Raw genomic sequence first — 16,213 nt, 5'->3', positions numbered from 1 at the left:
AGGCGGGTTACAGGTTCTCGGCCAGCGCCTTGATCGCGTCGAGGTGCGAGTTGCTCTCCTCCAGGCCCAGGCGGGTCTTGTCGCCCTCGGGGGCCAGCGTGAAGCGGATCAGCCGCGAGTTGGCGTCGGTCGGCTCCTCGTCGGTGACCTTGCTGATGACGCGGTACGAGAAGACGCGCAGCGGCTCGACCTCGATGATCCGCGCGTAGAGCTCCGAGCCCTGCTTGAACTTGAAGGTCATCAGGCCGCCGGGGGCGAGCTTGTCGATGTCGTGCTCGGCCTCGCCGAACCACTTGGCGATCAGGTTGACGTCGGTGAGGACCGACCAGACGTTCTCGACCGGGGCCTCGACGATGATGTCGCGTGCGTCGCTCATTGCTTTCCTCCCGCTGATTCGAGCCATTTCTCGACTACCGATGCAGTGTACTTTACATTTTCGTCCATCAATATACTGAAGTGATTTCCGGGCACCTCCACGGCGTCGTCGGGAATCGTCGTGCCGCCCGGGCCGAGGGACTCGGCGGCGCGCACGGACAGGGTCGGCACCGCCGGCGGCGGGGCACCCAGGTCGAGGTTGAAGTAGCGGGCCCGGGCGGTGACCCAGGCGTCGTCGCCGTCCGCTCCGCCCTGCTCGATCAGCACCTTGTGCAGGGCGGCCAGCCAGTCCTGGTCGTGCCCGCCAGCCGGGCCGTCCCACGCCGGGGTGTCCAGCAGCACCACCCCGGCGGGGTCGAGGCGGCGGGCCGCCAGGCGGGCCAGGTACCCGCCGGAGGAATGGCCCACGAGGACCGCCTCGGACGGGTCGAAATCCCGCCGTACCGCATCCGCCAAAATGCCGCCGAGGGCCTCGGCGTCCCGCGGGAGTGGCTCGCCCGCGGAAAAGCCGGGCAGCTGCACGACGGAGACATCGCGGACGCCGGAGAATTGCGCGGCGAAGCGGGTGTAATGGTGCGCCGACGGTTTCCACACGAACGACGGGAAGCACAGCAGCACGGGCCGGGACGGGCCCTTGGCCAGGCGGACCCAGCGCGGGTGGACGGGCGCCTCGGCGGCGGTGCGGAACTGCGGGCGGAACTCGGCCAGCCGGGTGGACAGCTCGTGCGCCTCGGCGAACCGGCCCGCGCGGCAGGCCTCCACGAACATCGCGCCGAGCGTCCCGCCCCCGGTTTCGGCCACCGCTGCGCCCGAGTGTTCGAGGTGGGCGGCCAGTGCCCGTACCGTCGGATGGTCGAATATCAAGGTCGGCGGCAGCTCGGCCCCCGTCGCCGACCGGAGGCGCCGGCCCAGCTCGACGGCGGCGAGGGAGTCGAAGCCCAGCTCCAGGAACTCGCGGTCGGGGTCGACCTCGCCGGCCGAACCGTACTCGAGCACCCCGGCGACCTGGGCCCGCACGAACGCGAACAGATCGGCCGGGGCCTCGGCCTCGATCTCGGCCACCGGCTCGGGCAGCGGGACGGACCCCGCGAAAGAGGCCGACAGCCAGTACCGGCGGCGCTGGAAGGGATACGTCGGCAGGTCGACCGGCGCGGGGTCGTGGCCGGCGAAGAGCTCCCTCCAGGCGACCGGCGCGCCGGCGGCCCACAACCGGCCGGCGGCGCCGAGCGCGGTGCCCGCCTCCGGGCGCTCGGCCCGCTGCGCCGCCACGACCACGGCCTCGCCGTCCCCGGCCAGGCAGCGCTCGGCCATCGAGGCCAGCGCCGCGGACGGCCCGACCTCCAGGAACGCGTCCGCGCCCCCGGAGCGCAGCGCGGCCACGGCGTCGGCGAAGCGCACCGGCCGGCGCACCTGGCGCACCCAGTATTCGGCGGTGCCCAGCTCGGCCGCGCCGACCGGCCGCCCGCTGGACCCGCTGACCAGCCGCAGCGCCGGCTCCCGCACCGCGATCCCCGCGGCCGCCTCGGCGAACTCGGCGAGCATCGGCTCCATCAGCGGCGAGTGGAAGGCGTGGGAAACGGTCAGCCGGCGGGTCTTGCGGCCCGCGTCGGCGAAGCCCCGGGCCACCTCCAGGACGGCGGCCTCCTCCCCCGACACCACGACCGAGTCGGGCGCGTTGAGCGCGGCGATGCCGGCCCGGTCCTCGCGGCCCTCCAGCGCGGCGAGCACCTCGGCCTCGGTGGCGTGCACGGCGACCATCGCGCCGCCCTCGGGCAGCGCCTGCATGAGCCGCCCCCGGGCGGAGACCAGCGCGGCCGCGTCGGGCAGGGACAGCGCCCCGGCCACGTGGGCGGCGGCGATCTCGCCGACCGAGTGCCCGGCCACCGCCTCGAACCGCAGGCCCCACGCGGTCAGCAGCCGGAACAGGGCGACCTCGACGGCGAAGAGGGCCGGCTGCGCGAACTCGGTCCGGTGCACCGCCTCCGTGGCCATCGCCTCCCGCACCCCCGGGTCGAGGAGGGCCAGCACCTCGTCGAACGCCTCGGCGAAGAGGGGGAACGCGGCGTACAGCTCACGGCCCATGCCCGGCCGCTGGGCGCCCTGGCCGGAGAACAGCGCGGCCAGCCGCCGTCCCTTTCCGGCCACGCCGGCGACGAGCCCGGGCCCGCGCAGTGCGGCCTCCAAGGCCTCGGCGTCGGCGGCCACGACGGCGGCCCGGTGCTCGAAGGCCGGGCGGGTGGCCACCAGCGCGTGGCCGAGGTCCGTGAGGTCCACCCCGGCGGCGACGCGGTCGGCCAGGCGCCCGGCCAGGGCGCGCAGGGCCGGCTCGGTCCGGGCGGAGAGCACGAACGGCAGCGGCCGGGCCGCCGGGGCCGCCGGGCGCGGCGAGGGCTGGTCGGCCGGCGCCTCCTCCAGCACGACGTGGGCGTTGGTGCCGCTGATGCCGAACGAGGAGACCGCGGCCCGGCGCGGGCGGTCGCTCGCCGGCCACGGCTCCGCCTCGCTCAGCAGCCGGACCGCTCCGGCGGACCAGTCGATGTGCGGCGAGGGCGCGTCCACGTGCAGGGTCCTGGGCGCGAGCCCGTGCCGCATGGCCTCGATCATCTTGAGCACGCCGGCCACCCCGGCCGCGCCCTGGGTGTGCCCGAGGTTGGACTTGACGGAGCCGAGGCGAAACGGCTCGCTGCGGTCCTGGCCGTAGGTGGCCATGAGCGCGTGGGCCTCGATCGGGTCGCCGAGCGTGGTGCCGGTGCCGTGGGCCTCGACGACGTCCACGTCGGACGCTCGCAGGCCCGCGTTGGCCAGCGCCTGGCGGATGACCCGCTGCTGGGACGGGCCGTTCGGGGCGGTGAGGCCGTTGGAGGCGCCATCGGAGTTGACCGCCGAGCCGCGGATCACGGCCAGGATGCGCCGGCCGTTGCGGCGGGCGTCGGCCAGCCGCTCCAGCAGCAGCACGCCCACGCCCTCGGAGAACCCGGCGCCGTCGGCCGCGGCCGCGAACGACTTGCACCGCCCGTCGCCGGCCAGCCCGCGCTGCCGGCTGAACTCCACGAAGACCGCCGGGTTGGACATCACGGTGACCCCGCCGGCCAGCGCCATGGTGCACTCGCCGGCTCGGATGGCCTGAACTGCCAGGTGTACCGCCACCAGCGACGACGAGCACGCGGTGTCCACGGTGAGGACGGGCCCCTCCAGGCCGAGCGTGTAGGCGACGCGGCCGGACACCACGCTGCTCGCGCTGCCGGTGCCCAGGTAGCCGGCGACGCTCGGCGGGACGTCGGTGAGCCGGGCGCCGTAGTCGTGGTACATCACGCCGGCGAAGACCCCGGTCCGGCTGCCGCGGACGCCGCGCGGGTCGATGCCGGCCCGCTCGAAGGCCTCCCACGCGGCCTCCAGCAGCACCCGCTGCTGCGGGTCCATGGCCGGGGCCTCGCGCGGCGAGATGCCGAAGAACACCGGGTCGAAGCCGCCCGCGTCGGCGAGGAAGCCGCCTTCGAGGCTGATGTCGCCGTCCAGCGCCGCCAGGTCCCAGCCCCGGTCGTCCGGGAAGCCGCCGACCGCGTCGCCGCCGGTGCGCACCAGCTCCCACAGGTCCTCGGGCGAGTTGACCCCGCCGGGGAACCGGCAGGCGGTCCCGACCACCGCGATCGGCTCGCCGCCGGCCGCGGTCAGCCTCCGGTTCTCCTTGCGCAGCCGCTCGTTCTCGGTCATCGCCGCGCGCAGCGCCTCGACGACGCGGGCCTCGGTCGGACTCATTCCTGGCTCCACTCGTTCAGCGCCAGGCTGACGAGATCGTCCACGTCCATCGTGGCGATCTCGCTCGCCTCTTCCGGCTCCGGTTCGCCGCTGCGGTCCGCGTTCGGGGCCAGGCGCAGCAGCGGCTCCAGCAGCCCGTGCTCGCGCAGCCGCTCCAGGGGGATCTCCGCGAGCAGCCGGCGGGTCTGCGCGTCCTCGTCGGGCTCGTCGCCGCCGAGCTGCTCGAAGATGTGCCCGGCCACCAGGGCCGGGGTCGGGAAGTCGAAGACCAGGCCGGCCGGCAGCCGCAGCCCGGTGGCACCGTTGAGCCGGTTGCGCAGGGCGAGCGAGGTGAGCGAGTCGAAGCCCAGCTCGCCGAACGCGGTCTCGGGCGCCACCTCGGCGGCCGAGCCGTGGCCGAGGACCGCGGCGACGTGCCCGCGGACGAACTCGACCAGCTCGCGCCCGCGCTCGTCCGGGCCGAGGCCGCGCAGCCGGGCCTGCAGGCCGGCCGCTCCCCCGCCGTCGTCGGCGATGCGGCGCACCGGGGCGCGGACCAGGCCGCGCAGCACGCCCGGGAGCGGGCCGTTGGCGGCCACCGCGCGCAGCGCCGGCAGGTCGAAGCGGACCGGCACGAGGAGCGGGGCGCCGAAGGAGCCGACCCGGTCGAGGACGCTCAGTCCGTCCGCGGCGCTCAGCGGTACCGTGCTGCCCCGGTTCATCCGCCGCCGCTGCGCCTCGCCGAGGTGGCCGGTCATCTCGCTGGCCTCCTCCCACAGGCCCCAGGCGAGCGAGACGGCGGGCAGCCCGGCCGCCCGCCGGTGGTGGGCCATCGCGTCCAGGAACGCGTTGGCGGCGGCGTAGTTGGCCTGGCCCGGGTTGCCGAGCACGCCGGCGACCGAGGAGAAGAGCACGAACGCCGACAGTGGCCGGTCGCGGGTGGCCGCGTGGAGGTTGACCACGGCGTCGACCTTGGGCCGCAGCACGTGCTCGAGGCGCTGCGGGGTGAGGGAGCCGATGATGCCGTCGTCCATGGTGCCGGCGGTGTGGATCACGCCGGTGAGCCGGATGCCGTCCAGCGCGGCGTCGAGCTGGGCGCGGTCGGCGACGTCGGCGGCCACCACGGCCACCTCGGCGCCGGCCGCCTCGAGCTCGCCGGCCAGCGCGGCCGCGCCGGGCGCCTCGGGTCCGCGCCGGCTGAGCAGCAGGAGACTCCGCACGCCGCGCTCGTGGACGAGGTGCCGGGCCAGCAGCGCGCCCAGCGCGCCGGTGCCTCCCGTGATGAGCACGGTTCCGTCGCCCAGGTCCGGCGGCTCGGTCTCGTCCGGTTCGGCCCGGACCAGGCGGGCGGCCAGGGGCGTGCCGTTGCGGATGGCCACCTGCGGCTCGTCGGTGTCGAGGATCGCGGGCAGCGTGGCCAGGGACTCGGGCGTGCCGTCGTGGTCGACCAGCAGGAAGCGGTCCGGGTTCTCGGCCTGGGCGGCGCGCAGGAGGCCCCAGAGCGGGGCGGCGGCCAGGTCCGGCACGTCCTCGCCGGGGCCGGCCGCGACCGCGCCGCGGGTCACTACAACCAGCTTGGCGTCCGCGCAGCGCTCGTCGGTCAGCCAGCGCTGCACGGTGCCGAGCGCGGTCACCGCCGTGGCCCGCGCGGACGCCGCGAGGTCGTCGCCCGGCTCACTGCCGACGTGCAGCCCGACGAACGGGGGCACGGGGTCGGGCAGGGCGTCCAGGTCGGGCAGGGGCCGCGGCGAGCCGAGGGCGATCGGGTGCCACTCGACGCGGAAGAGGGAGCCGTCGCCGTCGGCCTGGCGCAGCTGCTCGGCCGAGACCGGGCGCAGGACGAGGGACTCGACGCGGGCGACCGGGCGGCCGGCGGCGTCGGCAACGTCCATGCGGACCGCGGAGCCGGCCGGGCTCAGCCGCACCCGCAGGGCGGTCGCGCCAGCCGCGAAGAGGCGCACGCCGGCCCAGGCGAACGGCAGCCGCAGCCGCTCCTGATCGGCCGGCTCGAGCAAGCCGATGGCGTGCTGCGCCGCGTCGAGCAGGGCGGGGTGCAGTCCGAATCGGGCCGCCTCGTCGCGGCGGTCCTCCGGGAGGGCGATCTCGGCGTAGACGTCGTCGCCGAGGCGCCAGGCGGCGCGCAGGCCCTGGAAGACCGGGCCGTAGCCGTACCCGGACTCGAAGGTGTTGCGGTAGAAACCGTCGAGCGGCACGGGTCGGGCGCCGCTCGGCGGCCACTGCGCCGGTGGGCCGCCGGGGGCTTCGGGCGCGCCGGGGGCCAGCTCGCCGACCGCGTGCCGGGTCCACGCGTCCTCCTCTTCCCGGCGCGAGTGGACGGTGAGCGCCCGCCGCCCGTCCCCGTCCGGCTCACCGATCCAGACCTGCAGCTGTACGGCACCCGCCCCGCCCAGCGTCAGCGGCGTCTCGAGCGTCAGCTCGGCCAGCTCCCCGCAGCCGGTCTCCTGGCCGGCCCGCAGCGCGAGCTCGACGAAGCCGGTGCCGGGCAGCAGCACGGTGTCGGCGACCGCGTGGTCGGCCAGCCACGGGTGGGTGCGCAGCGACAGCCGCCCGGTCAGCAGGAACTCGTCCCGGTGCGCCACCGCGACGGCCGCCCCGAGCAGCGGGTGGTCCGCCCCGGCCAGCCCCGCGCCGGCCACGTCGGCGCCCCCTGCGCCGTTGTCCAGCCAGAAGCGGCGGCGCTGGAACGGGTACGTCGGCAGCTCCACCCGCTCGCCGCCGCCGGCCGTGAGCCGGGCCCAGTCGACCGGCACGCCCCGCACGAACGCCTCGGCGAAGGAGGCCAGCAGCCGCGCCCGGCCCCCGTCGTCGCGGCGCAGCGTCCCGGTGACGGCCGCGTCGACGCCCAGCGCCTCGCAGGTCGCCTGCACCCCGCCGGTGAGCACCGGGTGCGGGCTGACCTCGACGAAGGCGCGGTGCCCGGCGCCGATCGCGCGGCGGACGGCGGCGTCGAAGCGCACGGTACGGCGCAGGTTGGTGAACCAGTACCCCGCGTCCATGCCGGCCGTGTCGAGCGGCTCGCCGTCGACGGACGAGATCAGCGCGACGTCCCCGGCCCGCGGCGTGATCTCCTTGAGCGCGGCCAGCACGTCCTCGCGGATCGCGTCGACCTGCGCGGAATGGGAGGCGTAGTCGACCGGGATGCGCTTGGCCCGCAACCCCGCCGCCTCGCACCGGGCCAGCAGCTCGTCGAGGGCGTCGGCGTCGCCGGAGACCACGGTGGCCTCGGGCCCGTTGACGGCGGCCAGCGAGAGCCGCTCGCCCCAGGCGGCGATCCGCGCGGCGGCCGCGTCGGCCGGCTCGGGCAGGGACACCATGCCGCCCTTGCCCGACAGCGCGGTCAGCGCCCGGCTGCGCAGCGCCACCGCCCGCGCCCCGTCGGCGAGGGCGAGCCCACCGGCCACGACCGCGGCGGCGATCTCGCCCTGCGAGTGCCCGATGACGGCCGCGGGCCGCACGCCGGCCTCCCGCCACACGTGGGCGAGGCAGACCATGACCGCCCACAGCGCGGGCTGGACCACGTCGACCCGGTCGAGCCCGGGCGCGCCGGGCCGCTGCCGCAGCACGTCGTCGAGCGACCAGTCCACGAACGGCGCCAGGGCCGCGGCGCACTCGGCGATCCGCTCGGCGAAAACGGGCTCGGCGTCGAGCAGCTCGGCGGCCATGGCGGGCCACTGGGAGCCCTGGCCGGGGAAGACCAGCACAGGGGCGAGCGGGCCGGCGGCCACGCCCTGGACGAGCTGGGCGGCCGGCTCGCCGGACGCGAGGGCGGCCAGGCCGGCGAGCAGCTCGTCGCGGTCGGCGGCGAGCACCACGGCCCGGTGGTCGAAGAGCGCCCGTCCGGCGGCGAGCGTCGGCACGACCGCGGCCGGCGTCAGATCCGGGTGGGCGAGCAGGTGGGCCCGCAGCTGCGCGGCCCGGTCCCGCAGCGCCGCGGCCGACCGCGCCGACAGCACGCACGGGGCGAGGCCTTCACGGGAACTGTCCTCGGCGGCGGGAACCGCTTCGAGGATGACGTGGGCGTTGGTGCCGCTCATGCCGAACGCCGAGACGGCGGCGCGGCGCGGCCGGTCGCCGGCCGGCCACGGGCGGGCCTCCTGCAGCAGCCGCACCGCGCCGCCCGACCAGTCGACCTGCTCCGATGGCCGCTCGGCGTGCAGGGTGCGGGGCAGCACCCCGTGGCGCAGCGCCTCGACCATCTTCATGACGCCCGCGATGCCGGCGGCGGCCTGGGTGTGCCCGATGTTCGACTTCACCGAGCCGAGCCACAACGGGCGGTCCCGATCCCGGCCGTAGGTGGCCAGCAGCGCCTGGGCCTCGATCGGGTCGCCCAGCGACGTGCCGGTGCCGTGCGCCTCGACGGCGTCGACCTGCTCGGCGTTGAGCCGGGCGTCGGCGAGCGCGGCCCGGATCACGTCCTGCTGGGCCGGCCCGCGCGGGGCGGTCAGGCCGTTGGAGGCGCCGTCGGAGTTCACCGCGGAGCCGCGCACGACGGCCAGCACCGGGTGCCCGGCCCGGCGGGCGTCGGCCAGCCGCTCGACGATCATCATGGCGACGCCCTCGCCGAAGCCGAAGCCGTCCGCGTCGGCCGAGAACGGCTTGCACCGCCCGTCGCCGGCCAGGCCGCGCTGCCGGCTGAACTCGATGAACCCGGCCGGGGTGGGCAGGATCGTGGCCCCGCCGACCAGCGCGAGCGACGACTCGCCGAGGCGCAGCGAGCGGACCGCCAGGTGCAGCGCGACCAGCGACGAGGAGCAGGCGGTGTCGACGGTGACCGCCGGGCCTTCCAGGCCCAGGACGTAGGAGATCCTTCCGGAGGCGACGCTGGCCGAGACGCCGGTGCCGACGTACCCCTCCACCCCCTCCGGCAGGTCGTCCAGGCCGGCGCCGTACCCGGAGGCCAGCGCGCCGACGAACACGCCGGTCCGGCTGCCCTTCACGCCGGCCGGGTCGATGCCGGCGTGCTCGAAGGCCTCCCAGGCGGTCTCCAGCAGGAGGCGCTGCTGCGGGTCCATGGCCAGGGCCTCGCGCGGGGAGATGCCGAAGAAGGCGTTGTCGAACTCGCTGGCGTCGTAGAGGAAGCCGCCCTCGCGGGTGTAGACCGAGCCGGGACGGTCGGGGTCGGGGTCGTACAGCGCCTCCAGGTCCCAGCCCCGGTCCTCGGGGAAGCCGCCGATGGCGTCGCGGCCGGCGGACACCAGCGCCCACAGGTCGGCCGCGGAGCGCACGCCGCCCGGGAAGCGGCAGGCCATGCCGACGACGGCGATCGGCTCGGCGCCGGCCGACTCCAGGTCGAGCATCCGCTGCCTGGTCTCGGCCAGCTCGACCGTGACCAGCCGCAGGTACTCGCGCAGCTGCTGCTCAGTGGCCATCGCCGGTCCCCCCGTGGCGTCCAACGGTTCCCACGTCACGACCTCCCGAGCTGGGTGCGGATGAAGGCGAACATCTCGTCGTCGCTGGCGTCCTGCAGGCGCTCGGAGACGCTCTCCGAGGCGGTTTCGGCGGAGGCGCCGGCGGCCTGCCAGCGGGCCAGGATCGCCTGCAGGCGGCGGGTGATCTCGGCCCGCTCCTCCTCGGCGACCGCGGCCGAGCCGAGGCTGGCCTCGATGCGGTTGAGGTCGGCCCGCAGCGTGGAGGCGACCGGCTCCTGCTCCGGCAGCAGCTCCGCGCGCAGCCGCTCCACCACTGCGCGCGGCGCCGGGTGGTCGAACACCAGCGTGGCCGGCAGGTCCAGGCCGGTGGCCGCGCCGAGCTGGTTGCGCAGCTCGACCGCGGTCAGCGAGTCGAAGCCGAGCTCCTTGAACGCCCGGTCCGGCCCGACCTCGGCGACGTCGGCGTGGCCGAGCACCGCGGCGACGTGCGAGCGGACCAGATCGGTGAGGACCGCGTCGCGCTCGTCGGGGCCCAGCCCGGCCAGCCGGGCCCGCAGCGCGAGCGCCGCCCCGGACGGCTCGCCGGCCCCGGGCTCGCGGCGGGCCGCGTCCAGCGCGGGCCGGGCCGGGGCCAGGTCGTCGAGCAGCCGGCTGGGCCGCACCGACGTGAACAGCGGCACGAACCGGTCCCAGTCGACGTCGGCCACCGCGATCGCCGCCGAGCCGGGCGCCCGCCCGAGCACGGCCAGGGCCCGCTGCGGATCGAGCGGGTTGAGCCCGTGCCGGGCCACGCCCGCGGCGCCGTCCCGCGCCTGCCACAGCCCCCACGCGACGGACAGCGCCGCAAGACCCCGCGCCCGCCGGTCCTCGGCCAAGGCGTCAAGCCGGGCGTTGGCCGCGGCCCAGGCGCCGTGGCCGCGGCTGCCCCACAGCGCGGCGACCGACGAGAACACCACGAAGGCGTCGAGCCCGGTGTCGCCCAGCGCCGCGTCCAGCCGCTCGGCGAGGCCGGTCCGGGCGGAGACCACGGCCGCGTACCGCTCCACGGTCAGCTCGTCCAGGTCGGCGAGCTCGAGCCGCCCGGCGGTGTGCACCACGGCGCGCAGCGACGCACCGTAGCGCTCCACCAGGGCGGCCGGGTCGGGGTCCTCGACGGTGAACCGGATGCCGTCGAGCCCATCGAGCCCGGCGGTCCCGGTCACCACGATGTGCTCGGCGCCCGCCCCGGCGAGCCAGCGGACCGCCTCGGCCGCCGGCTGCGGGTCACCCTCCGCGGTGACGATCACGGTGCCGCGCGGCGACCAGCCCGGCGCGTCGGCCTCCGCGGCGGCGGCGACCCGGCGGACGAGGACCCCGCCGGCCCGCACCGCGAACTGGTCCTCCCCGTCGGCCGCGGCGAGGAGCGCTGCGAGCCGCGCGGCCGCGGCGTCGTCGAGCGTGGACGGCAGGTCGACCAGGCCGCCCCAGCGTTCGGGGCGCTCCAGGGCGGCGACCCGGCCGAGTCCCCACAGCTGGGCCTGGGCCGCGCCGGGCACCGCCTCGCCGTCCTCGGTGGCGACCGCGCCGCGGGTCAGGCACCACAGCGGGGGGCCGCCGGGCTCGAGCGCCCGCAGCAGCGCCAGGGTCGCCGCGGCGCCGACCGGCACGGCCGGGTGGGCCGGGTGCGGGCGCTCATCGATGCCGAGCAGGGACAGCACGCCGGCCAGCGGGCGCCCGGCGTTGGCGACGGCCTTCTCGACGAGGTCGGCGTCGGCCGCGTCCACCGTGAGCGACTCGACGTCGAGGCCGGCCGCCTCCAGCCCGGCGGCGAGGGCGTCGGTCCACGGGTCGGCGCCGAGCGGGCGCACGAGCAGCCAGGCGCCGTTCGGCGGTCGTCCTTGCGAGGAGGTGTACCGCACCCAGGCCGCCCGATAGCGCCACGTCTGCTCCCGGCGGCGCCGGCGCCAGGTGCTGAGCACCGGCAGCGCGGGCGCCAGGGCCTGCGGGTCGGCGGGCTCCAGCGTGCGGGCCAGGTCGTCGAGGTCGCCGCCCTCGACCGCGGCCCAGAAGCGCGCCTCGGCCGCGTCGGCGACCCGGTCCTCGGGGGCTTGGGCGGGCGTGGGCTCCAGCCAGTACCGCTGCCGCTGGAACGGATAGGTGGGCAGCTCGACGACCCCGGACGCGCCGGTGAGCCGCGACCAGTCGACCGCCACCCCGCGGGTCCACAGCGCGCCCGCCGCGGCGACCAGGCTGGGCGGCTCGGGCCGGTCGGCGCGAAGGGTGGGCACGACGGCCGCCCCGGGCAGGTTCTCCTCGACCATCGAGGCGAGCACGGCCCGCGGCCCGATCTCCAGGAACACGTCGGCGCCCTGCTCCCGCGCGGCGGCGACGCCCTCGGCGAAGCGCACCGGCCGCCGCACGTGGCGGACCCAGTAGTCGACGGTCCGCAGGTCGTCCCCGCCGGCCAGCCGCCCGGTGAGGTTGGAGACGACCGGGATGCGCGGCGGCTCGAAGGCCAGCCCGGCCAGCGCCGCGCCGAACTCGGCGAGCATCGGCTCCATCAGCGGCGAGTGGAAGGCGTGCGAGACCGTCAGCGCGCGGGTGCGAAACCCGTCGGCGGCCAGCCGTCCGGCGATCGCGGTCAGCGCCGGCCCGTCGCCGGAGAGCACGACCGAGGCGGGCCCGTTGAGCGCGGCCAGCCCCACGAGGTCTTCGTGGCCGCGGAGGTACGGCGTGACGTCCCCCTCCGACGCCTTCACCGACACCATCCCCCCGCCGCCGGGCAGCGCCTGCATCAGCCGCCCGCGGGCCGTCACCAGCGCGGCGGCGTCGGGCAGCGACAGCACCCCGGCGACGTGCGCGGCGGCGATCTCGCCGACGGAGTGGCCGGCGAGCACGTCGGGGGTGACGCCCCACGACTCGATCAGCCGGAAGAGGGCGACCTCGACGGCGAAGAGGCCGCACTGGGCCCACTGCGTCTGGTGCACCAGCTCGTCCTCGCCGAACACAATCTCGCGCAGGCGCGGGTCGAACTGGGCGCAGATCTCGTCGAACGCGGCGGCGAAGACGGGGAATGCGGCGTACAGCTCGCGGCCCATGCCGGGCCGCTGCGCGCCCTGCCCGGAGAAGACCACGGCGAGGCGCGGGCGCGGGCCGGCCGTGCCCCGGACGAGGGCGGCGTGCACGCCCGAGCCGGCGAGGGCGCTCAGGGCGTCGCGCAGCCCGTCGGCGTCCTCGGCCACGACCACCGCGCGGTGCTCCAGCGCCGACCGGGTGGCGGCCAGCGAGTGGGCCAGCGCGGCCGGGTCGGTGCCGGGCCGGGCGTCGAGGCGGTCCCGCAGCCGGGCGGCCAGGGCGGGCAGCGCCGGGGCGGTGCGGGCGGAGAGCACGAAGGGCAGCGGACCGGCCGGCGGCTCCGCGGGGTCCGGCACCCGGGCGTCCGGTGGGGCCTCCAGCACGACGTGGGCGTTGGTGCCGCTGATGCCGAAGGACGAGACCGCGCAGCGGCGCGGCCGGTCCGCCTCCGGCCAGGGCACCGCGTCGGTGAGCAGCGCGACCGCGCCGGAGTCCCAGTCGACCGCGGACGACGGCGCGTCCACGTGCAGGGTCCTCGGCAGCCGCCCGTGCCGCATCGCCAGCACCATCTTGATGACCCCGGCCACGCCGGCGGCGGCGGCGGAGTGGCCGATGTTCGACTTGATCGAGCCGAGCCACAGTGGACGGTCCGCCGGCCGGTCCTGGCCGTAGGTCGCCAGCAGCGCCTGCGCCTCGATTGGGTCGCCCAGCGACGTGCCGGTGCCGTGCGCCTCTACGGCGTCCACATCGGCCGGGCCGATCCGGGCGGCGGCCAGCGCGGCGCGGATGACCCGCTGCTGGGAGGGGCCGTTGGGGGCGGTCAGGCCGTTGGAGGCGCCGTCGGAGTTGACCGCCGAGCCGCGCAGCACGGCGAGGATGCGGTGGCCGAGGCGCTCGGCGGCCGAGCGGCGCTCGACGAGCAGCAGGCCGACGCCCTCGGACCAGCCGACCCCGTCGGCCTGCTCGGCGAAGGCCTTGCAGCGCCCGTCCGGCGACAGGCCGCGCTGCCGGCTGAACTCGATGAACGCGGCCGGGGTGGGCAGCACCGCGACGCCGCCGGCCAGGGCCAGGTCGCACTCGCCGGCCCGCAGCGACTGGGCGGCGAGGTGCAGCGCGACCAGCGAGGAGGAGCAGGCGGTGTCGACCGTGACGGCGGGACCTTCCAGGCCGAACGCGTACGCCACCCGGCCGGAGGCGACGCTGGTCATGTTGCCGGTGCCGAGGTAGCCCTCGGTGCCCTCGTCGAGGGGGCCGACGTCGGTGCCGTACCCAGAGGAGACCGCGCCGACGAACACCCCGGTCCGGCTGCCGCGCAGCGCCGCGGGCACGACGCCGGCCCGCTCGAAGGTCTCCCAGGCGGTCTCCAGCAGCAGCCGCTGCTGCGGGTCCATGGCCAGGGCCTCGCGCGGCGAGATGCCGAAGAACCCGGGGTCGAAGTCGCCGGCGTCGCGCAGGAAGCCGCCGTGCCGGGTGACCGAGGTGCCGGTGCGCTCCGGGTCGGGGTCGTAGAGGGCGGCGAGGTCCCAGCCGCGGTCGTCGGGGAACTCGCCGACCGCGTCGACGCCGCCGAGGACCAGGTCCCACAGGTCGTCCGGGGAGGCGACGCCGCCGGGGTACCGGCAGGCCATGCCGACGATGACGATCGGGTCGTCGTCCCGGCGCACGGCGGTGGCGACCTTGGCCACCGCCCGGCGCGTGCCGGCCAGCTCCTCGTCGAGGTGGGCGGCGAGCGCCGCGGGGGTCGGATGGTCGAAGGTGAGCGTGGCCGGCAGCCGCAGGCCGGTCTCGGTGGTGAGGCGGTTGCGCAGCTCGACGGCGGTGAGCGAGTCGAAGCCGAGGTCGCGGAAGGCCCGGTCGGGCTCGACGACGGTCCCCTCGGGGTGGCCGAGCACGGCGACGACGTGCGAGGTGACCAGGGCGAGCAGCCGCTCGCGGCGCTCCCGGTCGTCGAGGCCGGCGAGCCGTCCGGCGGGTGCATTGCCGCCGGCCCGGCGGGCGGGGGCGCGCAGCATGCGCCGGTACAGCGGCGGGATCTCGCCCGCGCCGAGCTCGGCCCGCAGCGCGGCCGCGTCGAGGCGGATCGGGGCGAGGACGGGGCGGGGCGAGCCGACCGCGGCGTCGAGCAGCTCGAGTCCCTGCTCGTCGGTGAGGGGCAGGATGCCGCCGCGGGCCATGCGGGCGAGATCGCGTTCGTCGAGCTGCCCGGTGAGCCCGCTGGCGCGCGCCCACTGCCCCCACGCGAGCGAGTGCGCGGGCAGGTCCGCGGCCCGCCGATGCGCCGCGAGCGCATCCAGGAAGGTGTTCGCCGCCGCATAGTTGCCCTGCCCAGGACTGCCGAACACCCCGGCCGCGGAGGAGAACAACACAAACGCGGTCAGATCACCGGTCAGCTCGTGCAGGTTCCACGCCGCGTCGACCTTCGGCCGCAACACGGCGTCCAACCGCTCCGGGGTCAGCGACTCGACCACCCCGTCGTCGATCACGCCGGCCGTGTGCACCACCGCCCGGATCGTCTCCGACGCCAGCAGCCGCTCGACGGCCGCCCGATCGGCCAGATCGCAGGCGACGACCCGAGCCCCCAGCTCCGCCGCAAGCTCCTCGGCACCGGGCGCATCCATACCCGAACGGCTCACCAGCAACAGATCCCGCACGCCGTGCTTCGCCACGAGGTGCCGGGCAACCAGCGCACCGAGCGTCCCCGTCCCGCCGGTGACCAACACGGTCCCGTCGGTCGGCCAGACCGGCTCGGGCATCCGCAGCACAATCTTCCCGACATGCCGCGCCTGCCGCATGTACCGGAACGCCTCCCCCGCCCCCCGAATGTCGAACGCCGACACCGGCAGCGGCTCGAACGCCCCGACGATCTCACCCAGCAGCTCCCCGATCCGGTCCGGTCCCGCCTCCAGCAGGTCGAAGGCCCGGTATCCCGCCGGAGTGTCCGTGACGCGGATGTCGGTCTTGCCCATCTCCAGGAACCGCCCGCCCTCGGCCAGCAGACCGAACGACGCGTCGACGAACTCACCGGCGAGCGAGTTGAGGACCACGTCCATCGCCGGGAACTTCTCCGCGAAGCCCAGGTCCCGCGAGGACGCGATGTGGTCGTCGTCCAGGCCAAGCCCACGCAGCGTGTCCCACTTGCCCGGACTCGCCGTGGCAAAGACCTCCGCACCCCAACGACGGGCCAGCTGGATCGCGGCCATGCCCACGCCACCCGCGCCCGCGTGGATCAGTACCCGCTCACCCGCCCGAAGACCGCCGAGATCGGCCAGGCCGTACCAGGCGGTCAGGTAACAGATGGGCACGGACGCGGCCCGCTCGAACGACCAGTCGTCCGGAACGCGGGCCAGGGTGCGCTCGTCGGCGATGGCGTCACGGCCGAAGGCGCCGAGCAGCAGGCCGGTCACCCGGTCGCCGACGGCGAACCGGCCCGCGCCCGGGCCGGCCTCGACCACGACGCCGGCGCCCTCGTTGCCCATGCGGGCCTCGCCCGGGTACATGCCGAGCGCGATCAGCACGTCCCGGAAGTTCAGGCCGGCCGCCCGCACCGCCACCCGCACCTGCCCCGGCTCCAGCGGCGCCTGCGACTCCGGCGCCGGGACCAGCGACAGCCCGTCGAGGGTGCCGCCGCCGACGGTGTCCAGGCGCCACGGCCCCGCGGC

At 76.6% G+C, this 16,213-nt stretch carries 4 protein-coding genes; all 4 read right to left on the bottom strand.

Annotation, left to right across the window (positions count from 1 at the left end; all coding sequences use genetic code 11):
* Window positions 1-7: 7 nt before the first annotated feature.
* The gene (locus AB0M46_RS41915) at window positions 8-376 is read right to left on the bottom strand and encodes an SRPBCC domain-containing protein (protein ID WP_344619702.1); all 369 of its coding nucleotides are present in this window, start codon (window positions 374-376) and stop codon (window positions 8-10) included.
* The gene (locus tag AB0M46_RS41910; RefSeq protein WP_363345466.1) at window positions 373-4,131 is read right to left on the bottom strand and encodes an alpha/beta fold hydrolase; all 3,759 of its coding nucleotides are present in this window, start codon (window positions 4,129-4,131) and stop codon (window positions 373-375) included. The genes AB0M46_RS41915 and AB0M46_RS41910 overlap by 4 nt, the downstream gene beginning before the upstream one ends.
* A complete protein-coding gene (locus tag AB0M46_RS41905) occupies window positions 4,128-9,500 on the bottom strand; it encodes a type I polyketide synthase (RefSeq protein WP_363345465.1) in 5,373 nt (1,790 codons plus the stop codon). The genes AB0M46_RS41910 and AB0M46_RS41905 overlap by 4 nt, the downstream gene beginning before the upstream one ends.
* A 35-nt stretch (window positions 9,501-9,535) precedes the next feature.
* Window positions 9,536-16,213 (bottom strand): type I polyketide synthase (locus AB0M46_RS41900; protein WP_363345464.1); only part of this gene is annotated, 6,678 nt, incomplete at its 5' end.

This window comes from Dactylosporangium sp. NPDC051485 (assembly GCF_040682015.1).
Taxonomy (GTDB): Bacteria; Actinomycetota; Actinomycetes; order Mycobacteriales; family Micromonosporaceae; genus Dactylosporangium.
This window is presented reverse-complemented; position numbering and strand designations above follow the sequence as displayed.